At 71.8% G+C, this 24,210-nt stretch carries 20 protein-coding genes; 1 reads left to right on the top strand and 19 read right to left on the bottom strand.

From position 1 onward, the window contains the following. Positions 1–76 precede the first annotated feature (76 nt). Complete coding sequence (locus ACH4S9_RS25760) at positions 77–2,182, bottom strand: alpha-galactosidase (RefSeq protein WP_398373974.1); 2,106 nt, start codon at positions 2,180–2,182, stop codon at positions 77–79. 172 nt (positions 2,183–2,354) lie between these two features. Here ACH4S9_RS25760 and ACH4S9_RS25755 point away from each other — a divergent pair, with 172 nt between their 5' ends. Continuing rightward, a complete protein-coding gene (locus ACH4S9_RS25755) occupies positions 2,355–3,164 on the top strand; it encodes a tyrosine-protein phosphatase (protein ID WP_398373973.1) in 810 nt (269 codons plus the stop codon). A gap of 53 nt (positions 3,165–3,217) precedes the next feature. Here the strand turns inward: ACH4S9_RS25755 and ACH4S9_RS25750 are convergent, their stop codons facing one another. The 18 genes from ACH4S9_RS25750 to ACH4S9_RS25665 all read right to left on the bottom strand — a co-directional run bounded on the left by ACH4S9_RS25750 (position 3,218) and on the right by ACH4S9_RS25665 (position 24,128). After that, positions 3,218–4,618, bottom strand: a complete 1,401-nt coding sequence (locus tag ACH4S9_RS25750; protein WP_398373972.1) for an aspartate aminotransferase family protein — start codon at positions 4,616–4,618, stop codon at positions 3,218–3,220. Further along, positions 4,615–6,612 (bottom strand): 1-deoxy-D-xylulose-5-phosphate synthase, encoded by a 1,998-nt coding sequence (gene dxs, locus ACH4S9_RS25745; RefSeq protein WP_398373971.1) that lies wholly within the window; start codon positions 6,610–6,612, stop codon positions 4,615–4,617. Before dxs ends, ACH4S9_RS25750 begins: the two co-directional genes overlap by 4 nt. Positions 6,613–6,689: 77 nt before the next feature. Continuing rightward, positions 6,690–7,715 carry an adenosyl-hopene transferase HpnH gene (gene hpnH, locus ACH4S9_RS25740; protein WP_311725648.1) on the bottom strand — a complete coding sequence of 342 codons (1,026 nt, stop codon included), beginning with the start codon at positions 7,713–7,715 and terminating at the stop codon, positions 6,690–6,692. Beyond that, entirely contained in the window at positions 7,642–8,385 is a 744-nt protein-coding gene (locus ACH4S9_RS25735) for a 1-hydroxy-2-methyl-2-butenyl 4-diphosphate reductase (protein WP_398373970.1), read from the bottom strand. Before ACH4S9_RS25735 ends, hpnH begins: the two co-directional genes overlap by 74 nt. After that, positions 8,385–10,328, bottom strand: a complete 1,944-nt coding sequence (shc, locus tag ACH4S9_RS25730; RefSeq protein ID WP_385344705.1) for a squalene--hopene cyclase — start codon at positions 10,326–10,328, stop codon at positions 8,385–8,387. Before shc ends, ACH4S9_RS25735 begins: the two co-directional genes overlap by 1 nt. A gap of 106 nt (positions 10,329–10,434) precedes the next feature. Next, positions 10,435–11,535 carry a polyprenyl synthetase family protein gene (locus ACH4S9_RS25725; RefSeq protein WP_311725645.1) on the bottom strand — a complete coding sequence of 367 codons (1,101 nt, stop codon included), beginning with the start codon at positions 11,533–11,535 and terminating at the stop codon, positions 10,435–10,437. Continuing rightward, a complete protein-coding gene (hpnE, locus tag ACH4S9_RS25720; protein WP_398373969.1) occupies positions 11,532–12,944 on the bottom strand; it encodes a hydroxysqualene dehydroxylase HpnE in 1,413 nt (470 codons plus the stop codon). Before hpnE ends, ACH4S9_RS25725 begins: the two co-directional genes overlap by 4 nt. 203 nt (positions 12,945–13,147) lie before the next feature. Beyond that, the gene (gene hpnD, locus ACH4S9_RS25715; RefSeq protein WP_311725642.1) at positions 13,148–14,110 is read right to left on the bottom strand and encodes a presqualene diphosphate synthase HpnD; all 963 of its coding nucleotides are present in this window, start codon (positions 14,108–14,110) and stop codon (positions 13,148–13,150) included. Further along, complete coding sequence (gene hpnC / locus ACH4S9_RS25710; protein WP_398374022.1) at positions 14,107–15,156, bottom strand: squalene synthase HpnC; 1,050 nt, start codon at positions 15,154–15,156, stop codon at positions 14,107–14,109. The genes hpnD and hpnC overlap by 4 nt, the downstream gene beginning before the upstream one ends. Before the next feature lie 335 nt (positions 15,157–15,491). Then, a complete protein-coding gene (locus tag ACH4S9_RS25705; protein ID WP_311725641.1) occupies positions 15,492–16,235 on the bottom strand; it encodes a TetR/AcrR family transcriptional regulator in 744 nt (247 codons plus the stop codon). A gap of 104 nt (positions 16,236–16,339) precedes the next feature. Next, positions 16,340–16,669: a Rieske (2Fe-2S) protein gene (locus tag ACH4S9_RS25700; protein ID WP_398373968.1), complete on the bottom strand. Its 330-nt coding sequence runs from the start codon at positions 16,667–16,669 to the stop codon at positions 16,340–16,342. 282 nt (positions 16,670–16,951) lie between these two features. Beyond that, the gene (locus tag ACH4S9_RS25695) at positions 16,952–17,785 is read right to left on the bottom strand and encodes an ABC transporter ATP-binding protein (RefSeq protein WP_358844701.1); all 834 of its coding nucleotides are present in this window, start codon (positions 17,783–17,785) and stop codon (positions 16,952–16,954) included. Then, a complete protein-coding gene (locus ACH4S9_RS25690) occupies positions 17,778–18,710 on the bottom strand; it encodes an ABC transporter permease (protein ID WP_311725639.1) in 933 nt (310 codons plus the stop codon). The genes ACH4S9_RS25695 and ACH4S9_RS25690 overlap by 8 nt, the downstream gene beginning before the upstream one ends. 83 nt (positions 18,711–18,793) lie before the next feature. Continuing rightward, positions 18,794–19,678 (bottom strand): glycosyltransferase, encoded by an 885-nt coding sequence (locus tag ACH4S9_RS25685; RefSeq protein WP_311725638.1) that lies wholly within the window; start codon positions 19,676–19,678, stop codon positions 18,794–18,796. Beyond that, positions 19,678–20,469 (bottom strand): CDP-alcohol phosphatidyltransferase family protein, encoded by a 792-nt coding sequence (locus ACH4S9_RS25680; RefSeq protein ID WP_311725636.1) that lies wholly within the window; start codon positions 20,467–20,469, stop codon positions 19,678–19,680. The genes ACH4S9_RS25685 and ACH4S9_RS25680 overlap by 1 nt, the downstream gene beginning before the upstream one ends. Continuing rightward, the gene (locus ACH4S9_RS25675; protein WP_311725635.1) at positions 20,435–21,508 is read right to left on the bottom strand and encodes an iron-containing alcohol dehydrogenase family protein; all 1,074 of its coding nucleotides are present in this window, start codon (positions 21,506–21,508) and stop codon (positions 20,435–20,437) included. Before ACH4S9_RS25675 ends, ACH4S9_RS25680 begins: the two co-directional genes overlap by 35 nt. Continuing rightward, positions 21,496–22,248, bottom strand: a complete 753-nt coding sequence (locus ACH4S9_RS25670) for a phosphocholine cytidylyltransferase family protein (protein WP_311725634.1) — start codon at positions 22,246–22,248, stop codon at positions 21,496–21,498. The genes ACH4S9_RS25675 and ACH4S9_RS25670 overlap by 13 nt, the downstream gene beginning before the upstream one ends. Further along, positions 22,245–24,128, bottom strand: coding sequence for a DUF5941 domain-containing protein (locus tag ACH4S9_RS25665; protein WP_398374021.1), 1,884 nt, complete (start codon positions 24,126–24,128; stop codon positions 22,245–22,247). The genes ACH4S9_RS25670 and ACH4S9_RS25665 overlap by 4 nt, the downstream gene beginning before the upstream one ends. Positions 24,129–24,210 lie beyond the last annotated feature (82 nt).

Genomic DNA, 24,210 nt, shown 5'->3' with positions numbered 1-24,210 from the left:
CCGACATCTTTCACCCTGACGAGTGACCTACGCCACCGTAGGCAGGGGTTGACGAAGGGTGATCTATCCCACCTGGTCAGATGCGCCGAAGGTGGAATACGGCGGCGTCCAGGTCGTGACGCAGCCCGGTCGCGAGGCCGTGGTGGGCGAGCACGGCTCCCCGGTGGACCGTTCCGGTCTCCAGGTCCTCGTACCGGGCCTCGGGGTCGAGCCCGCGCAGCCGCAGCCGTGGCTGGCGCTCGCCGAGGCGCTGCGCGTGCAGCCAGGCCAGCACCACGGTCTCCTCGCCGCGCACGTACTGCACCGCGCTGAGCCCGCCGTCCCCCGGCGGCCGCAGCCGGTACAGCTCGCCGTGCTGGACGACGGGCCGGATGCGCTTGTAGAGCGCCACCCAGTCGCGCGCCTCGGCGAGTTCGGCCTCGCTCCACCGGCTCAGGTCGCCGCCCACCCCGAGCACCCCGGCCATCGCGCTGATGAAGCGGAAGCGCAGCGAGGTGACCCGCTGATTGCCCAGGGCGTTGGGGGTGTCGGTGACCCAGGCGGCCATGACGCGGGCCGGGTGCAGCTGGCTGAAGCCGTGCTGGATGGGCAGCCGGTCCAGCGGGTCGGTGTTGTCCGAGGTCCACACCTGGTCGGTGAGTCCGAGGACGCCCAGGTCGATCCGGCCGCCGCCGCCCGAGCAGGATTCGAAGGCGACGCCCGGGTGCGCGGCCCTCAGGCGCTCCAGCAGCTCGTAGAACCCGCGCACATGCTCGATCCAGAGCCGCTGGGGGTACGGGTCGCCGGGCCATCCCGGGTCGGTGAAGGACCGGTTGAAGTCCCATTTCACATAGTCGATGGGCGCGCCGGACAGCAGGGTGTCCAGCCGCTCCCACAGGTGCTCGCGCACATCGGGCCGGGCGAGGTTGAGCACCAGCTGGTTGCGGAACTCGGTGCGGGTGCGCCCGGGGCGGTGCTGCGCCCAGTCGGGGTGGGCCCGGTAGAGGTCGCTGTCGGGGTTGACCATCTCCGGTTCGACCCAGATGCCGAACTGCATGCCCAGCGCGTGCACCTCGTCGGCGAGGGGCTTCAGGCCGCCGGGGAAGCGGTCGAGGTTGGGGGTCCAGTCGCCGAGCCCGGCGCGGTCGCTGGTGCGCGCCCCGAACCAGCCGTCGTCGACGACGAACAGCTCCACGCCCATCTCGGCGGCTCGGCGGGCGAGCCCGCGCTGCTGCTCCTCGCCGACGTCGAAGAACGTCGCCTCCCAGGAGTTGTAGAGCACCGGCCTGGACCGGTCGGCGTCGGGGATCACATGGGCCAGCTGCCAGGCGTGCCAGGCGCGGCTGGCTCCGCCGAACCCGCCGTCGGTCCACAGGCCCGCGAAGACGGGCGTGGCGTAGGACTCGCCGGGTGCCAGGCTCAGCTGGCCCGAGTCGTCGTGGCCGACGCCGCCGACCGTCTGCACGGTGCCGACGGGCAGCCGCTGTACGGCGATCCGCCAGGACCCGGACCAGGCGAGGGCGCAGCTGTGCACCTCGCCGTGGTCCTCGGTGGCCGCGCCCTCGTCCAGGGCGATCCAGGGCAGATGCTGATGGCTGGTGTGGCCGCGGCGGCTGCCGAGCACCTTCTCGCCGGGGGTGAGCTCGGTGCGCGCCACCTGGCTCTCGGCGGCCCAGCGCCCGTACAGATGCGTCAGCCGCCAGCGGTCGCGCCCCGGGAGGGACCAGGCGGCGGAGTCGACGCGCAGCAGCTCCAGCGGGGCGTCGTCCGGGCCGCCCGCGTGGGCGGCGGTGGTCCAGCGCTCGATCACGTCGAAGTCGTCGCGCATCCGGTAGTGGAGGGTGAGGGCGAGGTGGTGCAGCGGGTCGTGGAAGTGGAGCCGCAGCTCGTCGCCGGTGTCGGCCACCTCGCCCCGCTCGAAGCGCCACTCGGTGCCCCGGACGTCCCGCGACCGCACCGACAGGGCGGGGCGTACGAAGCGGGGCCCGCCTTCCACCGGGTACTCCTCGCGCCCGTCCAGGGGGGATTCGAACCCCCATTCCGGGGGGACGGACTCATCAGCGAGCGCCTCGGCGTCCGGGAGCGCGATGCGCGGGCCCCAGTGGAGGTGAAGCAGCTCGTCGTTCTCCGTGAGGTGCAGCGCATAGCTGCTCCGCCGTCCCGACAGCAGCCAGACGCGACCACTACCACCGATTTCGATCATCACTCTCCCCAATTCCGCACAGACCTGAACATCATCGGGGCAGCGCACCCGGCGCGCAATACTCGACCGGCCCCGGTCATGGACCGGTCGCCGGTGCGCACGCATGTCGTATGGTCAGCACAGTCCGCCTCGCCGACGAGCGGCGCTGGCGGCCGAGCCGTGAGGAGCGCCCGTGACGCAGCAGACGCCGCAGGTTCCGTCGATCGAGCCCGAGCTCTCGGGCGTGCGCAACTTCCGGGACGTGGGCGGTCTGCCGACGGTCGACGGGCGGCGCGTGGGGCCTGGCGTACTGTTCCGCAGCGGTCATCTAGCGCACGCCACCGAGAGCGACACCGCTTTCCTCGAATCGCTCGGGCTGCACACCGTCTTCGACTTCCGGAACTCCGCCGACATCAGGCTCGAGGGCTCGGACGTGGCGCTCACGGGCGTACGGACCGTCGGCCTCCCGCTCTCCGACCCGGCCGACGGCGCCGGGTTCTGGACCATGGTCCGCGAGGGCGATCTGGCCACCCTGCGCGAGATGCTCGGCGAGGGGCGGGCGGCGCAGCGGATGATCGACTCGTACCGCTTGATCATCACCACCCGGACCGCCGAGCACAGCCAGGTGCTCGACGAGCTCGCGAACGGCAGCGCGCCCGCGCTGATGCACTGTTCGGCCGGCAAGGACCGCGCGGGTCTGTCGATCGCGGTGACCCTGCTGGCCCTCGGCGTGGAGCGGGACGCCATCGAGGCCGACTATCTGGAGTCGGCCGCCGCCCACCGCCGCTACAAGGTATGGCGCGCCTCACATGCGGAGGACGGCATGTCCCCCGAGGTGATGGAGCTGCTCTCGCCGCTCTTCGACGCCCGCGCCGAGTATCTGGCGACCGCCTTCGAGGCCATCGAGGAGACCTGGGGCGACACCGACAAGTACCTCGCCCAGGGGCTCGGCCTCGACGCGGCCAAGCGGGAGCGGCTGCGGGAGCGGCTGCTCGCCGGTTGAGCCGCTGATCCGGCGTGGGGCGGGCGCGGGCGCCACCGCCCGCCCCGGCGCGGTCAGCGTTGCGCCATGGCCTGTTTGACCAGCGTCCGCCCGAAGTCCCACATCAGGCCGCCGCCCCCATGCGCGTCGTCCATGACCGCCGTGAACGCGTCGACGAAGCGGTCCACCTCCCGCTCCCCGATGATCAGCGGCGGGATCAGCTTGATGACTTCAAGATGGTCGCCGGAGACCTGGGTGAGAATGCGGTGCCGCTGGAGCAGCGGCACCACCACCATCTGCGCGAACAGCCCCTTGCGGGCCGCCTGGAGCATCGCCCAGCGGCTCCGCAGCCCCAGTGAGGTCGGCCTCCCGAACTCGATGCCGATCATCAGCCCGCGGCCGCGCACCTCATGGAGCAGCTCATAGCGGTCCACCAGCGCGGCCAGCCGGGTGCGCAGCAGGTCGCCGGTGATCCGGGCGTTCTCGACGACCTTCTCGTCCTCCATGACCGCGAGGACGGCCAGCCCCGCCGCCATCGCCTGCGCGTTGGCCCCGAAGCTCGCCGAGTGGACCAGCACCCGGTCCATCGACGAATAGACGCGCTTGAAGATCCAGTCCTTGCCGAGCGTCGCGCCGACGGGCACATATCCGCCCGACAGGGCCTTGGCCACGCACACCAGGTCCGGCTCCACGCCCGCCTCGTGCTGATAGGCGAAGAAGTCCCCGGTGCGGCCGAGCCCCGTCTGCACCTCGTCGGCGATCAGCAGCGCCTTGTGCCTGCGCAGCAGCTCCTGTGCGGCCGGCAGATAGCCGGGCGGGGTCTCGTGGACGCCCTTGCCCTGGATCGGCTCGACGACGAACCCGGCCACGTCGCCGCGCCTCAGCTCCCGTTCCAGCGCGGCCAGGTCGCCGAGCGGAATCGGCGTGTCCGGCAGCAGCGGCGCGAACCCCTTGCGGAAGGAGTCCTCCCCGTTGACCGACAGCGAGCCGGTCGTCAGCCCGTGGAAGGCGTGCTCGCAGTACAGGACGCGCGGCCTGCCCGTGGCGTACCGGGCGAACTTCAGCGCGGTCTCCACGGCCTCGGTGCCGCTGTTGCCGAAGAAGACCCGGTCCAGGTGCGGGGCGTGGCCGAGCAGCTTCTCGGCCAGCAGGCCGGGCAGCGGCTGGCAGTCGAACCGGGTCAGATCGGCCAGCTGGGCGTCCAGCACGTCGTGCAGCGCCCTGCGGACGACCGGGTGGTGGCGGCCCAGGCCCATCACCCCGAAGCCGGCGAGCATGTCGAGGTAGTCCTGGTCCTCGGCGTCCCAGAAGTACGCTCCCTCGGCCCGCTCGTAGACCTTGTCGAAGCCGATGGTGTGCAGCATGCGCGGCAGCTGGTGGTTGAGGTGCCGGGCGTGCAGGTCGTAGCGCTCGGAGCCGCGGTCGGCCAGGAGCTTCCCGAGGTCGAAGCCCGATCGCTGCTCGGCTGCTGTCATGCGTCCTTCTCCTTGCGGGCCGCGGGCGGGGCCGGGCGGGCGGCGGGGGTGGAGGCGGAGCCGGCGCCGGCCGGGGCGGGCGCGCCCATCCGGGCCATGTCGATACGGGCCAGGGCGGCCCCGATCCGGCCCGCCGTCTCGGCGGGGGTGAGCCCGAGGTCGGCGAGCACCTCCCCGCGCTTGGCGTGCGCCAGGAACGCCTCGGGGATGCCGAAGGTGCGCACCGGCAGATCCACCTCGGCGTCGCGCAGCGCCTGCGCGACGGCCGCCCCCACCCCGCCGGTGCGGCTGTTGTCCTCGACGACGGCCACCGCGCGGTGGCGCGCCGCCAGCCCGGGCAGCGCGGGGTCGACGGGCTTGACCCAGCGCGGGTCGACGACCGTGCAGCCGATGCCGCGCTCGGCCAGCAGCTCGGCGGCCGCCAGGCCGACCTGGGCCATCACCCCGGCCACGACCAGCAGCACATCACCGCCGCCGCCCCGGTCCGCCGGCTCCGGGCCGCCGTGGCGCAGCACATCCATGCCTCCGACGCGGGCGAGCGCCGGGATCGGCGCGCCCACCGACTCCTTCGGGAAGCGGATGACGGTGGGCGCGTCGTCCACATCGACCGCCTCGCGCAGCTGGGCGCGCAGCTGCTCCGCGTCGCGCGGGGCCGCGATCCGCAGACCGGGCACCACCTGGAGGACGGACATGTCCCACATGCCGTTGTGGCTGGGGCCGTCGGTGCCGGTGACGCCCGCGCGGTCCAGCACGAAGGTCACCCCGCACTTGTGCAGGGCGACATCCATCAGCACCTGGTCGAAGGCCCGGTTGAGGAAGGTGGCGTAGACCGCGACGACCGGGTGCAGCCCGCCGGTCGCCAGACCGGCGGCCGAGACCGCGGCGTGCTGCTCGGCGATGCCCACGTCCCACACCCGCCGCGGATACGCCCGGGCGAACTCGGCGAGGCCGACCGGGTCCAGCATCGCGGCGGTGATCGCCACCACGTCGGGGCGCTCGGCCCCGATCCGCACCATCTCTTCGCCGAACACCGAGGTCCAGGACCGTCCGCCGGAGGGCGCGAGGGGCGCGCAGGTGAGCGGGTCCATGGCGCCGACCGTGTGGAAGCGGTCGGCCTCGTCCTCCAGCGCGGGCCGGTAGCCACGGCCCTTCTCGGTGAGGCAGTGGACGAGGACCGGGCCGTGGAAGCGCCGCGCGCGGCGCAGGGCCGATTCGACGGCCGCGATGTCATGTCCGTCGATGGGGCCGACGTACTTCAGCCCCAGGTCCTCGAACATGCCCTGCGGCGCAAAGGCGTCCTTGAACCCCTTCTTGGCGCCGTGCAGCGACTCGTACAGCGGCTGGCCGACCACCGGGGTGCGCTGGAGCACATCCTTGCCCCAGGCCAGGAAGCGCTCGTAGCCGTCGGTGGTGCGGAGGGTGGCGAGGTGGTCGGCGAGGCCGCCGATGGTGGGCGCGTAGGAGCGCTCGTTGTCGTTGACGACGATGATCAGCGGGCGGTCCCGGGCGGCGGCGATGTTGTTGAGCGCCTCCCAGGCCATGCCGCCGGTCAGCGCGCCGTCGCCGATGACCGCGACGACATGCCGGTCGGTGCGGCCGAGCACCTCGTTGGCCTTGGCCAGGCCGTCGGCCCAGCCGAGGACGGTGGAGGCGTGGCTGTTCTCGATGACGTCGTGCTCGGACTCGGCTCGCGAGGGGTAGCCGGACAGGCCGCCCTTGCCGCGGAGCTTGGAGAAGTCCTTGCGGCCGGTGAGCAGTTTATGGACGTAGGACTGGTGCCCCGTGTCCCACAGGATGCGGTCCCGGGGCGAGTCGAAGACGCGGTGCAGGGCTATGGACAGCTCGACGACACCGAGGTTGGGCCCCAGGTGTCCGCCGGTTCTGGCCACCGCCTCGATCAGGAACGCCCTGATCTCCTCCGCCAGTTCGGCGAGCTCTCCCTCACTCAGCTCCTTGAGGTCGTGTGGGCCCCGGACACCCTCGAGCAGTCGCATGCGCGGATCCCCTCCTTGCGTATCGGCCACTGCCGCGGATTCGACGAGACATCCGCCGTCGCCGTCTTCGGCCAACGTCACCCGCGGCTTCCACCGGCCGTCTCGCGGGCCGCGCGCAGCGACTCCTTGAGGGAGCCCATCGTGGCCAGCACGGCGGTGGGCTCATAGCCGCAGTGGGCCATGCAGTTGTCGCAGCGCGGGTCCTTGCCGCGGCCGTACTTCTCCCAGTCGGTCTCCTCGATGAGCTGACGGTACGTGGGGACGTATCCGTCGGCCATCAGATAGCAGGGGCGCTGCCAGCCGAAGAGCGAGTAGTTGGGGATTCCCCACGCGGTGCAGGGGAAGTCGGCCTTGCCCTCCAGGAAGTCCAGGAAGAGCGGGCTGTGGTTGAAGCGCCAGCGCCTCCGGTTGCCGCCCGCGAAGGCCTTCTTGAACAGCTCGCGGGTCTGCTCGACGCCCAGGAAGTGCTCCTGGTCGGGCGCCTTCTCATAGGCGTAGGCGGGCGAGATCATCATCTCGTCCACCTTGAGCTCGTCGTTGAGGAAGTTGAGCACCTCGACGACGGTCTGCGGGGTGTCGGTATTGAAGAAGGTGGAGTTGGTGGTCACCCGGAAGCCGCGCCGCTGCGCTTCCTTGATCGCCTCGACGGCCTCGTCGAACACCCCCTCCTTGGCGACGGACTCGTCGTGCCGCTCGCGCAGCCCGTCGATGTGCACCGCGAACGCGAAATAGGGAGAGGGCTTGAACTTGTGGATCTTCTTGCGCAGCAGCATGGCGTTGGTGCACAGGAAGACATACTTCCGGCGCTCCACCAGCTGCCGCACGATCTCGTCGATCTGCGGGTGCATCAGGGGCTCGCCGCCCGCGATGGACACCATCGGCGCACCGGACTCCAGCACCGCGCCCACCGCCTGGGCGACCGGCATCCGCTGCTTCAGCACCCCGGCGGGGTGCTGGATCTTTCCGCATCCCTCGCACTTCAGGTTGCAGGCGTACAACGGCTCAAGCTCGACGATCAACGGAAACTTGTCACGACGCTTGATCACTTTCTGGTCGAAGAGATACGTCGCGACCCGGATGGTCTGACGGAGCGGCATGGCCATCTAGCTCACCTCCTGGGAGCAGCGAAGAACGGTGCCAGGCAAAGAAAGCGGGAAGGACAGTGCGTAGTACACGGAAAGCCGATATTCCCCCGCGCAGTGTTCCGATACGGACGAGTTCATGTTCAGGAGCGTCCACGATCACTCGTACGGCCGCAACCGGGCGTACCCCGGCGGCCACGGCGCTTCGGAGCGTCGCGGCGGACTCCATGTCCACCGCGATCGCGCCGGTGGCGTGCAGCCGGGCGCGCTCGGCGCCCCGTACGACATGGCCGGACCCGACGAGCGGGCCGGTGTGGACGGCGCGCCCGGGGCCCGCCCGGGCCAGTCGGGTGAGCGCCTCGGCGAGAACCGCGGTGCCGGTGCACGGCGTGTGGCCCGCCCCGTCCCGGGTCTCCTCGGCCACCACCAGGTCCCCCGGGTGCATCCCGGGGGCCAGGCCGGCGCAGAAGCCGGTGGCGATGACGGCGGCGCCGGGCGCGCCTCCGCCGGGCACGACGGACCCGGCGAGCGCGCGCGTCACCGCGCGCTCGGCGGCCTGCGGCCCCATGCCGGTGCGCAGTACGGTCACCGGCCCGGCGGCCGCGCCGAAGTCGCCGCCGCGCAGGGCGAACCGCTCGATGCCGAGCGCGCAGGCGATCAGCAGCGGCGCCGGGCCCGGGCCGGGGGTCATCAGGATCTCCGCGGCCGCGCCACGGCGGGCTCGCCGTTGACGTACCGCCCCAGCGCGGTGACCGGGAAGACCTGCCGGTACAGGTGGTAGTTGATGGAGAAGTCCCAGGGGAAGCCGGTGCCCGTGAAGTACGGCTCGTCCCAGGACCCGTCCTGGCCTTGCGTCTCGGCGAGCCAGGTGACCCCGCGCTCGACCGCCTTGTTCTCCCGCTCCCCCGCCGCCAGCAGGGCCATCAGCGCCCAGGCGGTCTGCGAGGCGGTGGAGGCGCCCCGCCCGGACCACTGCCGGTGGGGGTAGGAGCGCTGGTCCTCGCCCCAGCCGCCGTCCTCGTTCTGGACGCCCTCCAGCCAGCGGACGGCGCGGCGGACCGCCGGGTGGGAGGCCGGGATCCCGGCGGCCACCAACGCGGGGACGACCGAGCCGGTGCCGTAGACGTAGTTCGTGCCCCAGCGGCCGAACCAGGAGCCGTCGTCCTCCTGCTCGGCCAGCAGCCAGGCGACGCCGCGCCGGGCGGCCGGGTCCTGGGCCCTGCCCTCATGGGCGAGCATTTCGACGACATGTGCGGTGACATCGGCGGACGGCGGGTCGATGACCTCCCCGAAGTCGCAGAACGGCAGCCGGTTGGGCAGCGGGCTGGTGTTGTCGACGTCGAAGGCGCCCCACGCGCCGTCGCTGGACTGCATGCCGAGCGTCCAGCGCGTGCCGCGCCGCACGGCCTCCTCGACCCGCCCGGGGTCGGGGTGGCTCACCCGGCGCAGCGCCAGGATGACCTCGGCGGTGTCGTCGGTGTCGGGGTAGTTGTCGTTGTGGAATTCGAACGCCCAGCCGCCGGACGGCAGCCCGGGGCGCCGCACCGACCAGTCGCCGGGGCGGGTGACCTGCTCGTCGAGCATCCAGTCCGCGGCCTTGACCAGCGCGGGGTGGTCCGGGGCCAGCCCGGCGTCGGCGAGCGCGATGGTGGCCAGACAGGTGTCCCAGACCGGTGACTGGCAGGCCTCGACCATCCGGCTGCCGTCCTCGCGCCACAGCGCGAAGCGGTCCAGGGAGGCCAGCCCGGCGCGCATCACGGGGTGGTCGAGGTCGTAGCCGAGCAGGTGCAGGGCGATCAGGGAGTACACGGCCGGTGGCTGGATGCCGCCCCAGCAGCCGTCGTTCTCCTGGCGCTCGACGATCCAGCGCGCGCAGGATCTCAGCGCGGCCCGGCGCAGCGGCCGGACCGCGACCTTGTGGTAGGCGTGCAGCACCCGGTCCAGGCGCTGGAAGGCGCCGTCCCAGGAGGCGAGGGGGGCGGGAGCGGCCGGCGGGTTGGGCCGCCGGGGGTCGGTGTGGAGTTCGTCGAGGGCGAAGGGCGCGGGCCGCACGGGGCGCTTGGCCGAGACGATGGTGAGCGGCACGATCGTCTGCCGCGCCCAGCAGCCGAAGTCGTAGATGTTGAGCGGGAACCACTTCGGAAAGTAGATGAGCTCAGGGGGCAGCTCGGGCAGGTCCTCCCACTTCCACCAGCCGAAAAGCGCCAGCCAGATGCGGGTGAACACCCGGCTGCTCGCGATGCCCCCCTGCTCGCGCACCCAGACGGAGGCGGCGGCCATATGGGGCGCGTCGGGCCGGTCGCCGGCCAGCCGCAGGCCGACATACGCCTCGATGGTGGCGGAGAGCTCCGGAGGGCCGCCGTGAAAGGTGGCCCAGGTGCCGTCCGCGCGCTGCTCGGAGCGGAGGTAACGGGCGGCGGCCTCGAGCGTGGCCGGGTCCTGGATGCCCAGGAACTGGCGCAGCATCAGGTCTTCGGCGTCCATGGTGACATTGGTCTCCAGGTCGCCCTTCCACCAGCCCTGTTCGTCCTGGCGGTCCAACAGGTGGCGGGTGGCCCGGGCCGTCGCCTCCCGGGCAAGCGTTAAAGTCGCGGGTTCGAGTGGCTCGGGCGGATGGACTGTTGTCGCTGTCATGGCTTCCCCTTGCAGTGTGAGATCTCTGCCGTCGTGGGGCTTCCGTCGGCCGGCACCCCGATGGGGTACCGGCCGGCGACTGCGAGCTATATGCGGTCGATAGTGATCATCTCTCTCGTACGACGACGAAATCGGCGAGCGCCACGAGCTGCGCCCGGACCCGGTCCTCCATGTCCACCTGGTCGAGCGCCGCGATGGCGGTGGCGTGCTGCCGGCGGGCCTCCTGGGAGGTCCAGTCGCGGCCGCCGGCCTGCTCGATCAGCTCGGCGCGGGCCGCGAACTCCTCCTCGTCGAAGTCGGCGAACTCGGCCTCGGTCTTCTTCGCGTCGGCCGCCAGCAGCCGGGCGAGGCGCTCGGAGGCCTCGCCGCCCGCGTCGAGGGCGGCCACCACCGGCAGTGACTTCTTGCGCTGGCGCAGGTCGCTCCAGGTCTGCTTGCCCGTGGCGTCGGGGTCGCCCCAGATGCCCAGCAGGTCGTCCACGGCCTGGAAGGCGAGCCCCAGGTGGTAGCCGTAGCGCTCCAGGGTGTCGGCGGTGCGGTCGTCGGCGCCGCCGAGGACGGCGCCGATGGAGGCGGCGCAGGCGAGCAGCGCTCCGGTCTTGTTGCCCTCCATCTCCAGGCACTCGGCGACGGTGACCCGCTCGCGGTGCTCGTAGCTGATGTCCTGGGCCTGGCCGTCGATGAGCTTGCGGGTGGCGGAGGTGAGCCGGCGGGTGGCGCGCCCGGCCTCCACCGTGCCCAGTTCGAGCAGTATCTCGCCGGCCAGGGCGAAGAGCGCGTCGCCGACGAGGATGGCCTGCGCCGGTCCGTGCACCTTCCAGACGGTGTCACGGTGGCGGCGCTGCTCGTCGCCGTCCATCAGGTCGTCGTGCAGCAGCGAGAAGTTGTGGACCAGCTCCACCGCGACCGCGCCGGGCACGCCCACCTCGGGGGCCTGGCCCGCCACCTCGGCGGACAGCAGCGCGAGGGCGGGGCGGACGGCCTTGCCGCCGTCGCCCGCGGCAGGACGGCCCTCGGCGTCGATCCAGCCGAAGTGGTAGGCGGCCACGGTGTCCATGGGTGAGGCCAGTCGGTCCACGGCGGCGCGCAGCACCGGCGTGGCAAGCGTGCGTCCGCGCTCGAGCAGCGCGATGACGCCTGCGGTGTCGGCTGCGGGGGTCGCCGGAGTCACGGTCTCTCCTTGATGGTTCTGTGTGATGGTGCTCATGCCGCCTCCTTGGGGATCCCCCGGCCGGCGGCGGGGGGAGGGTCGAGGTGCGGGCGGACGATGTCGGAGACGGCCGCACGGGCGGCGGACAACCCGCTGCGCACGGCGCCCTCCATGGTCGCGGGCCAGCCGGTGGCGGTCCACGCACCGGCCAGATACAGGCCAGGCACGTTCGTGGGGGCCCCGGGCCGCAGCCGGCCGACGCCGGGGGTGGGGGCGAAGGTCGCGGTGCGCTCCCTGGTGACGAAGAAGTCGCGCACCGCCGCGCCGCGGGCGGCGGGCAGCAGCCGCTCCAGCTCGGGCAGATAGCGGGCGCGCAGCTCGGCGGCGGGGAGGTCGATCTCCTGGTGCGCCGCGGACTGGGACAGCGCCAGATACTGGCTCTCCCCCGCCCCGGGGAGTTTCGCCAGGCCCGAGGCGTCGGTGCGGTCGAAGACCCACTGGACGGGGGTGCCGATCGCGGCGAAGAAGGGGCGGCGCATGACTTTGCGATCGTAAACGACATGGACGTTGAGGATCGGCGCGGTGTCGATGCGCAGCAGCCGGTCCGGGTCCGCCAGGGCGCCCTCGGGCAGCAGTGCATGGGCCTCGCGCTGCGGTACGGCCAGCACCACCGCGTCCGCCTCCAGCGGCGCGCCGCCCGCCTTGTGCACGGTCCAGCGGCCCTGGGCGGTGCGGGTGACGGCGGTCACCTTCGCTCGCAGCTCGCAGTCCACGCCGACCTGGTCCAGGGCCGCGCGGGCGAGGGTGTCGTGCAGCTCGCCGAGGGGGGTGCGGGCCCAGCCGATGTCCGCCGCGCCGGGGTGGGAGAGCAGCCCGGTCTTGAAGACCATGGCGGCCAGGCCGAGCGAGGCGTCGCGGGCGGTGGCGTTGAGCGTGGCGACCCCGACCAGGTCCCACAGCGCCTCGACGGCGCGCGGGGACTGCCCGTGGCGGCGCAGCCAGTCGCCGAAGTCCACCCCGTCCAGCGCCGGGTCGGCCGGGTCAAGACGCCCCAGGGCGAGCGCGGCGCGCCCCACCTGGGCGCGCTCGGCGAGCGAGAGGTGCGGGTAGGTGGCCAGGCTCGCGGCCAGGTGCAGCGGCACGGGCAGGGCGGCGCGGCGCAGCCGGCCCAGGCGCCGCCCCGGCCGCCCTGCGGCGTCCAGAACGGGCACGTCCAGCCTGCTCTGGAGCGGGGCGAGCCGGGAGCCGCCGACCCGGTCGAGGAACCACTGGTAGGCGGTGCAGCAACGCAGATACACATGCTGGCCGTTGTCCACGGTCAGCTCCCCGACGGGGGACGGGCGGCGGAAGGAGAAGGCGAGCCCGCCCAGCCGGGGGCGGCCCTCCAGCACCGTCACCCGCAGCCCGGCGTCGGCCAGCGCGAGCGCCGCGGTGGTGCCCGCCAGCCCGCCGCCCACGACGACCACGGAGCCCCGCCGCCCGCCGCCGGCTCCCGCCCCCGCACCGACGCCGTCCGCCTTCGCTCCGGCTTTCGCTCCGGCCGTCGCTTCGGTCTTCGTCCGCGACGGCGCGGCCGCCCCGAGGGGGCGGCCTTCAGTCTCTGCGCCCCGGGCGCCGGGGCCGGCCTGCGCACGTGGGCGCGGGCGTGGGTGCGGATCCGCGGGGAGTGTCATGTCCGCCCCCGGGGAGTGCGCCGGGCGGCGGCGCGGGCGTCGAGCCCGGCCAGGCCGCGGACGGCCACATACGCCTTCTCGCGGCCCGGGAGCGAGACCCGGCCGCGCAGCACGGCCTCCGGCTCGTGGGCGATGCGCTCCAGGAGTCTGCGGTAGATCCCGGCCATGGCCGCCACGCAGGCCCCGCTGCGGCGGTCGAGCATCGGCAGCAGCTTGTAGCCCTCGGCGAAGAGGGCTCTGGCCCGCCGGACCTCGAACTGCACCAGTCCCGTGAAGTCGGCGTCCGGCGGGGCCGTCGAGGTGTGGATGCTCGGCGGACAGCCGAACTTGGCGAGGTCCTCCGCGGGGAGATAGGTGCGACCGCCGACGGCGTCCTCGCGGATGTCCCGGAGGATGTTGGTGAGCTGGAGGGCCAGGCCGAGCGTATCGGCGTACTCGGGGGCGCGCTCCCGCTCGCGCGCGCTCACCCCGGGGGCGCTCACGGTGCCGAAGACGCCGAGGGAGAGCCGCCCGATGGCGCCCGCGACACAGCGGCAGTAGGCCCTGAGGTCGTCCCAGGTCTCATAGGTCTGGCCGGCCACGTCCATCAGCACGCCGTCGATCAGCTCGTCGAGCCCGCCGAGCGGGATCGGGAAGCGGCGCGCGGCGTGGGCGAGCGCGACGGCGACCGGGTCGGTGTCGTCCTCCTCGATGGCGCCGCTCCTGATGCGGTCGAGCACGGCGCGGGTCTCGGTCAGCCGCGCCCGCTTGGCGTCGGCGTCCAGCCGGCCGTCCCCGATGTCGTCGATACGGCGCGAGAAGGCGTAGAGCGCCGACATCGCCCGGCGCTTCTCGGTCGGCAGCAGCCTGATGCCGTACGCGAAGTTACGGGCCTGCTGCCCGGTCACGACCTCGCAGTACCGGTACGCCGCGAGCACTGGCGCGGACTCGTGCGGAGATCCGGTCACGGTCCGGCTCACCCCTCTCTTCGCAGTGTCGCCCCCGCCTCGCGCAGCAGGCTGAGCTTGGTGGGTCTGGGCGGTCCAGGAAGTACGTCGTATCCCGCGGCCGCGACCGCCCTCAGAGCGGCCCGCCCCCCGGCCACAAACCCGGCGAGCAACCACCTGAGCCTGCCGTGGACGCTACCCACGAGGGGGGTCCCTTCATTCAGCAGGGTCTCGGCGCGCGCCGCCTCATGGGCGATCAAGGCGCGCACCGGGGCCCCGGCCGTGGGAGCGGCGAGGTCGGCTTCGGTCACACCGAAGCGTTTCATGTCCTCGGCGGGCAGATAGACGCGGTCGCGGCGGAGGTCCTCGGCGACGTCCTGGAGATGCTCGACGATCTGGAGTGCGGTGCAGATCTTGTCGGAGCGGCGGACCCGCTCGGGACTCGTGGTGCCGGTGACGCCGAGCACCAGGCGGCCCACGGGGTTGGCGGACAGCTCGCAGTAGCCGAGGAGGTCCTCATAGGTGGCGTACCGGCGCACCCGCTGGTCCTGCCGGTTCGCCTCGATCAGGCCGAGGAACGGCTCGGGGGACAGCCGGTGGCGGCGGACCGTGGGCAGCAGCGCGCGCAGCAGCGGATGGCGGGGCTCCGGGGACGCTCCGTCCGCGGTGTCCGTGTCGCCGGTGCCGCCTGCGTTGTCACTGTTTGCGATGTTGCCGTTTGCGATGTTGCCGTTTGCGATGTTGCCGTTTGCGATGTTGCTGTGCGCATGGTCGAACACGCGCCTGAGATCGCTCTCGAAGGCGTCGAGCATCGCGAGTGGATCGCCGGCCCGGTCCCGGTCGAGGCCCAGCAGCTCGGCGTCGGCGCCGCCGGGGGGCAGATCGCCGTCGCCGATGTCATCGACCAGACGGGCGTAGCCGTAGACGGCCATGAGGTCGGCCCGCCAGGCGCGGGGGAGGAAGAAGGGTGCGACGGGGAAGTTCTCGTGCGCGGCCTTGTCGAGTACGGCCCGGGCGGCCTCCCGCCCGTCGAGGGGACCGCTGGACGTGCTATGGGACCCGCTGCGCTCGTCCTCCACGGTCACCGTGGACAGCCAGGCGCACGGGCAAGGTCCAGGTCTCCGCCCGGACCCGGGTGACCGGGCCCTGTAGGAGAGCTGGAGATGGGCCGGGTAGCCAATGCCGTCACATCCCCCGTTCTACACCGGTTACCAAGGTCGACAAGACGTGAACACGCCGACACGCCGACACGCCGCACCGCCAGGTCAAGGGCGCTCACGGCCACGCCCCCCGCAGGGGGCGGCGACGCAGGTCCCACGTGTCCGAATGAGCACCGGTACAGCTTACGCCTCTCGGTGTACAAACGTGCGGGGATGTACCCCGAGGCGGCCCCGGGAGATCCCCTAGGGGGACCCTAGGCCGTGTCCTCCTCGTAGAACTCCTCGATGTCCAGCATCAGACACAGATGGCGCAGCTCGAACTCGAAGAACGACTTCCCCTCCGGCATCGCGAACGACATATGGCCGAGGGCCTCCATGGAGATCACCCCGTACAGCCGCACCCAGCAGCGGAGCATCACGGCGAGCGCGCCCGGAGGCATCTCGACGCCCTGGTCCTCGCTGAGCTCCACCAGCGCCCGCACCAGCCCGGGGTCGAGCTCCTCCTCCTTGGGGGCGGGGAAGCCGCGCACCCGCCACAGGTCCGAGATCAGGTCGGAGAACACCGAGCCGAAGACCCAGCCCATGTTCCGGTCCGGCTTGGTCTCCTCCCGGCCCAGGCCCGGGGCCCAGGGGCCGAGTATGAGCCCGAACTCATGGGGGTGCTTGATGGCCCAGATGCGCAGCGCTCGCGCCCCGCCGATCAGCCCGCGGCCGGGCTCCGACTCGGGCAGCCGGCCGATCACCCCGCGCATATAACGGGCCATCTCGGCGAAGATGTCCACACGCAGCTGGAGGATCAGGGCGTCACGGCTGCTGAAATAGCGGTAGACGGCGGGCGCGGTCATGCCCATCTCACGGGCGATGGCCCGGATCGTCACATTCTCCGGACCCTCCTGAACCAGGAGCGTCCGGGCGACATCCTTGATCTCTCGGATGGTCGCGATGCGCAGCCGCTCGCGCCGTGAGTACGGTGCGACGTGCGCTTCCCCTGGCGACACGCGTCCCCCTCCCTGATACCCCGCCGCTCGACAAGAACTCGGCGTTCAGGCACACGATACAGCGCCTCCGTTTAGTGAACGCCGCCCACGTCAGTTCCCCGCGTTCACTGGCGAGAAAGGAACACCTCTCCGTCCGCCACGTGGACCGCGTAGGCCTCCACGGGGTCCACCGCGGGCGGCTCCAGGGCCTCGCCCGTGCGGAGGCAGAAGCTGCTGTAGTGCCAGGGACAGACCACCGTCTCCCCCTCCAACTCGCCCTCGGACAGGGGAGCTTCCTCATGCGAGCAGCTGTCGCGCAGGGCGCGGAGCGTTCCTCCGACGTTCGCCAGGAGCACCTTGACGCCCTCTATTTCCACCGTCGTCATCTCGCCAGGCTGCACATCCGCCAGGCGCGCGACACGGATCCCGCCGCGTTCGCTCGCGGTCTCGCTCATCGGGTGACTCCTCTCTTGGCGCACCTCACTCTACAGATGGCGGAATGTCAGATTCAGATACGGCGGACGCATAGACGATTGACTACCCGCCAGACGACATTTCCACAGCCCCCGGAGACGGTTGACAGGCGCAGCCCGCGTCGCTCTGGAGCAAACACTTGTCGCTGGGGTCAATTTGAGTCTCGGTCAATTTCAGCGGCGCGGGGTTCTCCCATCGGCCGGCAAACGCCGCAGGCCCCGCCGGACGGTGTCCGGCGGGGCCTGCTGGTGCGCGGAGGTCGGCTACTTGCCGGTCTCCTTCTCGTACGCCTTGATGACCTCGTCGGTCGGGCCGTCCATCAGCAGCTCGCCCTTCTCCAGCCACAGCACCCGGTCACAGGTGTCCCGGATCGACTTGTTGTTGTGGCTGACCAGGAAGACCGTGCCGGCGTCCTTGCGCAGCTCGCGGATGCGGGCCTCCGAGCGCTTCTGGAACTTCCGGTCGCCGGTGGCCAGCGCCTCGTCGATCATCAGTACATCGTGGTCCTTGGCGGCGGCGATCGAGAACCGCAGCCGGGCCGCCATACCGGAGGAGTAGGTGCGCATCGGCAGCGTGATGAAGTCGCCCTTCTCGTTGATGCCCGAGAAGTCGACGATGCCCTCGTAGCGCTCGCGGATCTGCTCCCGCGACATCCCCATGGCCAACCCGCCGAGGATGACGTTCCGCTCGCCGGTCAGGTCGTTCATCAGCGCCGCGTTCACGCCGAGCAGCGATGGCTGGCCATCGGTGTAGACCTTGCCGCGCTCGGTGGGCAGCAGCCCCGCGACGGCCTTGAGCAGCGTCGACTTGCCGGAGCCATTGGAGCCGATCAGGCCGATCGACTCACCGCGGTAGGCCACGAAGGTGACCCCGCGCACGGCGTGCACCTCGCGCATACCCGGGGAGTTCTTGCGCCGGAGGATGCGGCTGAGGGCCGCGGTGGCGCTGCCCCGGCCACGCGGACCGCCGTTGACCCGGTAGACGATGTGCACATCGTCGGCGATGACGGTCGGGATGCGCCCGGCGGTCGGCGCCGCCGGAGAGGCCTGGGGCGCGTCGGACGCCTGAGAAGCCTGATCAAGGATTTGCTCAGCCACGGCCGTACTGCTCCTCTGCCTTCCAGAAGTACACAAAGCCGCCGACGCCGAAGAGCACCGCCCAGCCCAGGGCCAGCGCCCACACATGGGGCGGCAGGTTCCCCGCGCCATAGCCGTCGATCAGCGCGTACCGCATCAGATCCATGTAGACGGCCGCCGGGTTGGCCATCATGGCGTCCGAGACCCAGCCGCTCGCCCCCGCCGACTCCAGCGTCCGCGCCAGCGGGAACATCACTCCGGACGCGTACATCCACGTCCGCAGGAGGAACGGCAGCAGCTGAGCCAGGTCCGGGGTCTTGGCTCCCAGCCGGGCCATGATCAGCGAGAGACCGATGTTGAAGACGAACTGGAGCGCGAGCGCCGGGAGGATCAGCACCCAGGACGGGCCCGGGTAGTGCCCGAACCCCAGCAGCACGATCACCAGCACGATCATCGAGAACAGCAGTTGCTGGAGCTGCTGGAGCGAGAAGGAGATGGGGAGCGAGGCCCGCGGGAAGTGCAGGGCCCGCACCAGACCCAGGTTCCCGGAGATCGCGCGCACACCCGACATCGCGGAGTTCTGGGTGAAGGTGAAGACGAAGACACCCGTCACCAGGAACGGGATGTACATGTCGTGCGGCATGCCCCGGCTGCTCTTCAGCAGCAGTCCGAAGATGAAGAAGTACACCGCCGCGTTCAGCAGCGGCGTCGCCACCTGCCACAGCTGGCCGAGCTTGGCCTGGCTGTACTGGGCGGTGAGCTTGGCCTGCGAAAAAGCCAGAATGAAGTGGCGCCTGCCCCACATCTGCCGGACGTAATCGGGAAGGCTCACCCGGGCGCCGCTCACCGACAGCCCGTACTTCGCCGCCAGCTCTGCCGGGGCCAAGCCGTCGTCCGGCGACGGCGGGGCGCTGGCGACCGCACTGTTGTGCGTAGTCTCGCTCACAGTTGACACTTTCGTCCTCATCAGGGGTGCGCTGACGGGGGCCGCGCCCCGGGTCGCGCCCGATGCTCTCAGATACGAGCTTGTCAGATGACAGGCGGTCGGCCCAGTCGGGTCAGGCGCCATACCGTACGCCACTTCATGGGGCGCCGCGCACCACATGGCGTCTTCCAGCCTTCCCGGAACCCGCCCAGCCAGGCACGAAGCGCATCCTTGGAGGGTCGCCGGGCCAAGGTGAGCAGCAGCCAGACGCCGAGATAGACGGGGACGAGCGGGATGGGGAGGTTGCGCCGCGCCAGCCAGACCCGGTTGCGGGCGACCATGCGGTGGTAGACCGCGTGCCGGCTCGGCGCGGTGGCCGGGTGGTGCAGCACCATGTCCGACCGGTAATCGATCATCCAGCCGGCGTTCAGTGCGCGCCAGGCCAGGTCGGTCTCCTCATGGGCGTAGAAGAAGTCGTCCGGCAGGCCGCCGACCTGCACGAAGACCTTCGTACGGACCGCGTTGGCGCCGCCGAGGAAGGTGGTCACGCGCGAGGACCTCATGGGGTCGGAGGCGCGCAGCCTGGGCACATGGCGGCGCTGTGTGGTGCCGGTCTCAGGGTCGGCGATACGGAAGGAGACGATGCCGAGCTCGGGGTCGGCGGCGAAGGCCTGGCGGCACAGCTCGGCGGTGTCCGAGTTGGGCAGCAGGCCGTCGTCGTCGAGGAAGAGCAGCACGTCGACCTCGGCGCCGCCGGGGCCGAACGCCTCGATGCCGACATTGCGCCCCGCCGGGATGCCCACGTTCTCCGGGAGCTCGACGGTGCGCACCCCGTCCGGCAGCTCGGGCAGCGGCGAGCCGTTGCCCACGACGACCACCTCGATCCGGTCGCCGTCCTGCTTGGCGACCGAGTCGAGCAGCGCGCGCAGCTCGTCGGGGCGGTTGCCCATCGTGAGGACGACCGCGCCGACCTTGAGTGTGTCCGTCATCACTTCAACCTGCTCGACGCGAGGATGGACACCAGGTGAAGAAGGGTTTGCAGAAGGGCGATGCCCGCGAGTACGGCGACGCCGAGCCGGGAGAAGAACAGGTCGCCCCGCACCGAGTCCAGGACCGCCAGGACCAGGATCAGCAGGGACGCCTCTATCCCCAGGACCAGCCGGTGGAACTTCAGCGCCGCCGCGGCCTTGCGGGCCATCGCCATGCCGGAGGAGCGCGGCTCGGACGCCGCCTCCTTGACCGGCGGCAGCCCGCCCTGGTGGCGGGCGACGCCGACGAGGTCGGTCTCGGCCTTGATGAGGATCGCGCCGAGGGCGGCCAGGGTGCCGAGGAAGGCCCAGAGCCAGTCGATCCGGCCGCCGCCCCACAGGTCGGAGGCGCGCAGACCGAAGCCGACGAGCACCGCGGCGTCGGTCAGATAGGCGCCGACCCGGTCCAGGTAGACCCCGCCGAGCGAGAACTGCTGCCTCCAGCGCGCGATCTCACCGTCGACGCAGTCCAGCAGCAGATAGAGCTGAACCGCGACCACACCGAGCACGGCGCCCGGGATCCCCGGCACCAGGAGTGCCGGGGCCGCGAGCACGCCGCAGACGGTCATCAGGTACGTGAGCTGGTTGGGCGTGACCCTGGTGTTGACCAGATGGCGGTCGACCCGCAGGGAGACCTCGCGCATGTAGAGGCGTCCCATCCAGTGCTCACCGCTCCGCCGGTCCTTCACACCCGCGGGGTGGACGACCGGGCGGAGTTCAGCCACCGATGGTTTGACTGACTGCTTTGGCATAGTCGGCGTATGCGTCCCTGATCGCGTCGGAGGAGAGGTCAAGGTGCTCGAGGATCGTGTAGCGCCCGGGGCGCGTCTGCGGCGCGTACTCCACCGCCTTGACGAACTCGTCCTCGCTGAATCCGATTTCGGTCGGCAGGACGGGCAGGCCGTGCCGCCGCAGCACATCGACCATCAGCGCGGACTGCTCGTGCGCGCCCCGCAGGTGCATCGCGAAGGCGGCGCCGAGGCCGACCTGCTCGCCGTGGAGCGCGGAGCGCTTGGGGTAGAGCAGGTCGAAGGCGTGGCTGATCTCATGGCAGGCGCCTGAGGACGGCCGGGTGTGACCGGCGATCGACATGGCGATGCCGGACAGCACCAGGCCCTCGGACAGCACGGTCAGGAAGTCGTCGTCACCGCAGCCGCCGGGGTGCCGGAGCACCGACTCGCCCGCGGTGCGGGCCATGGCCGCCGCGAGGCCGTCGATCGGCTCGCCCGTCTCCTTGTGGGACAGCTCCCAGTCCGCGATCGCGGAGATGTTGGAGACGGCGTCGCCGATGCCGGAGCGGACGAAGCGGACCGGGGCGTCGCGGATCACATCGAGGTCGATGACCAGCGCGATCGGGGTCGGCACACCGTACGAGCCGCGGCCCGCGTCGTTGTCCAGGATCGACACCGGCGAGCAGATGCCGTCGTGCGACAGGTTCGTCGCGACGGCGACCATCGGCAGGCCGATGCGCGCCGCGGCGTACTTGGCGGCGTCGATGATCTTCCCGCCGCCCAGGCCGACGACCGCGTCGTAGTGCCCGGACTTCATGGCGTCACCCAGCTGGATGGCGCCGTCGATGGTGCCGTCGGCCAGCTCGAACCAGTCGGCGCCCGGCAGCACCGGGGCCAGCCGGTCGCGCAGCACGGCGCCGGAGCCGCCGCTGATCGCGACCGCCAGCTTCCCGGAGGCCGAGATGCGCTGGTCGGCCAGCAGGCCCGCCAAGTCGTCCAGGGCCCCGGCGTTGATGTCGACGGAGACGGGAGACGGAATGAGGCGGGTCAGTACTGGCATGCGATCTCACGGCCCTTCGCGAGGTCGTCGTGGTTGTCGATCTCGACCCACTTGATGTCGCCGATCGGGGCCACGTCGACCTTGAAGCCGCGGTTCACCAGCTCCTGGTAGCCGTCCTCGTAGTACAGGTCGGGGTCGCGCTCGAAGGTGGTCTTCAGCGCGTCGGCCAGCTCCGCGGCGGCCTCGCCCTCGATGAGGGTGACGCCGATGTACTCGCCGGTCGCCTCGGCCGGGTCCATCAGCTTGGTGATCTTCTGGACGCCCTTCTCGGGGTCCGCGACGACCTTCATCTCCTCGTCGGCGAGCTGCTTCACCGTGTCCAGGGCGAGGATGATCTTCTTGCCGTCGCCCCGGGCGGCGAGCAGGGTCTTCTCGACGGAGACCGGGTGCACGGTGTCGCCGTTGGCGAGGATCACGGTGTGCCTGATCGCATCACGGGCGCACCACAGGGAGTAGGCGTTGTTCCACTCCTCGGCCTTGTCGTTGTCGATCAGGGTGAGCTTGAGGCCGTACTTCGCTTCCAGCGCCTCCTTGCGCTCGTACACGGCCTCCTTGCGGTAGCCGACCACGATCGCGACCTCGGTCAGTCCCACCTCCGCGAAGTTGCCGAGGGTCAGGTCGAGGACGGTGATGGCCTCCTCGTTCCCTTCGGGACCCACCGGCACCAGGGCCTTGGGGAGGGTGTCGGTGTAAGGGCGCAGACGCCGTCCGGCGCCGGCCGCCAGCACGAGGCCGATCATGCGGGTTCTCCTGTTTCGTCGTGTACAGCGGGTGCTCCGGAGGACACCCAGAAGCGGATGCTCTCGCTGAGCACGGCCAGCGCGAGGGCCGCCGCGAGAGCGGTCAGCGCGATGGTGAAGCCTTGGTTCTGCTCGTACAGCAGGGCGGCGGCGACCGTGACCGCCAAGGTCCGCCCCTCGTGCCCGCCGATCGCCCGCACCAGCCAGTGCGGGGGCGCGCCGGTGCCGCCACGGATGCGGTACACCGTGTCGTAGTGATGGTAGGCGACCGCCGACACCAGCCCGAAAGCGGCGGGCAAGGCCCCGTTCACCCCCGAGTCAGCTGCCAGGACCAGGATGGTGCCGTATTCCGCGGCGCGGAAGACCGGCGGCACGAGCCAGTCGAGCGGTCCCTGGAGCGAACGGGCCACGGCCAGCCCGGAGGTGAGCGCGTAGCCCGCGGCGGCGACGACCGCCCAGGGGCTGCCGAAGGGTGTGAGGGCCGCCACGGCGACGACGGCGACCGCCCCGAGCAGGGCGACGGCGGGGGCGGCGAAGGCCGGGAGCCGGCGCGCGGCCCCGCGGAGGGCCGCGGCGAAGCCCTGGGCGAGCGGACCCGAGTCGGCGAGGTCCGCGAGGGCGAGCGTCGCGCGGTCGGTGCGCCGCGCCCTGCGGGTCAGCGAGCGCAGCACGCGGCCCGCGGTGGTGTAGCAGGCGGCCAGCGCGCAGCCGACGAGCAGCACATAGAAGGTGATACGGGGCGTGGTGCACGCGGTGAGCACGGCGATCAGCGCCCAGCGCTCGCCGATCGGCAGCACGATCATCCGCCGCAGCCAGACCGTCCAGCCGACGCTGTCGAGGCGGTTGGAGAGGGCGGCGGTGGGGCTGGTGTTGCCGGTGGCGTCGTGGTTCGCCTCGTTGAAGGAGAAGTCGACGACATGGCGGCAGGTCTGGAGCACCATCGCGCCGAGCGCGAGCGCCCATACGTCATCCCCGCCGCGCGCGGCGCCCAAGGCGAGCCCCGCGTAGTAGGCGTACTCCTTGGCCCGGTCGAACGTCGCGTCCAGCCAGGCGCCGAGCGTGGAGTACTGGAGGGAGTAGCGGGCGAGCTGCCCGTCGGTGCAGTCCAGGACGAAGGAGGCGATCAGCAGCGCTCCGGCCGCGATGAACCCGGGGCGGGTGCCGGTGGCCGCGCAGCTCGCCGCGATGAGGGCGGTGAGCAGGGAGGCGGTGGTGACCTGGTTGGGCGTCAGCCCGCGGCGGGCGCACCAGCGGGCGATGTAGCGCGAATAGGGGCTGATGCAGAAGGTGGTGAAGAAGCCGTCCCGCGCCTTGACCGCGCTGCGCAGCCGCACCCGCTCGTCGTCCACCGCGTTGGTGCGGGCCAGCGCCTCTCCGCGCTCCGGCGCGTCCTCGGGCACGGCGGCGACGAGCACCCCCAGCTCGGGCCGGTGCACGGCGACGTCCTCGGCGCCCAGGGCGTCGGCGAGGGCGTCGGGCAGCACGGCCGGGCCGTCCGGGACCGGCAGCGGGGCCTCGGCCGCGGGGGCCGCCGGGGCGCCCGCCGCGGCGAGGGCGCCGCGTCCGGGAGCCGGAGCTCCCGGGGCGTACGCCGTCAGCGCGCGGGTGAGCGCCGCGCGGGCCTCCGGCTGGGCGGTGAGGGCACCGTGGACCGCGGCGGCCGGGAAGCGCGGATCGGTCAGAGCCAGGCGCAGTGCGTGGACGTGGCCGACGAAGCGCGGGTCGACCAGGGCCACCCGCTCACGCGCCGGGGCGGCCGCGAGCTCCCTCGCGACCCCGGCGGCGTCGGCTGCCGTGCGCACGTCGAACCCCAGCGACCGCAGGTCGTCCTCAAGGGACGAGCCCGCGACCGCGGGACCGGTGAGAATGGCGGTCGACAGACGAACTCACTCCTTGGCAGCTGGCACGGTGGCCGCGCCGGACAGGCATCGGCCCAGGGGTCGCCGTCCGGGCAGCGGGCGT

The sequence above is a fragment of the Streptomyces sp. NPDC021225 genome (assembly GCF_044332865.1).
Taxonomy (GTDB): domain Bacteria; phylum Actinomycetota; class Actinomycetes; order Streptomycetales; family Streptomycetaceae; genus Streptomyces.
This window is presented reverse-complemented; position numbering and strand designations above follow the sequence as displayed.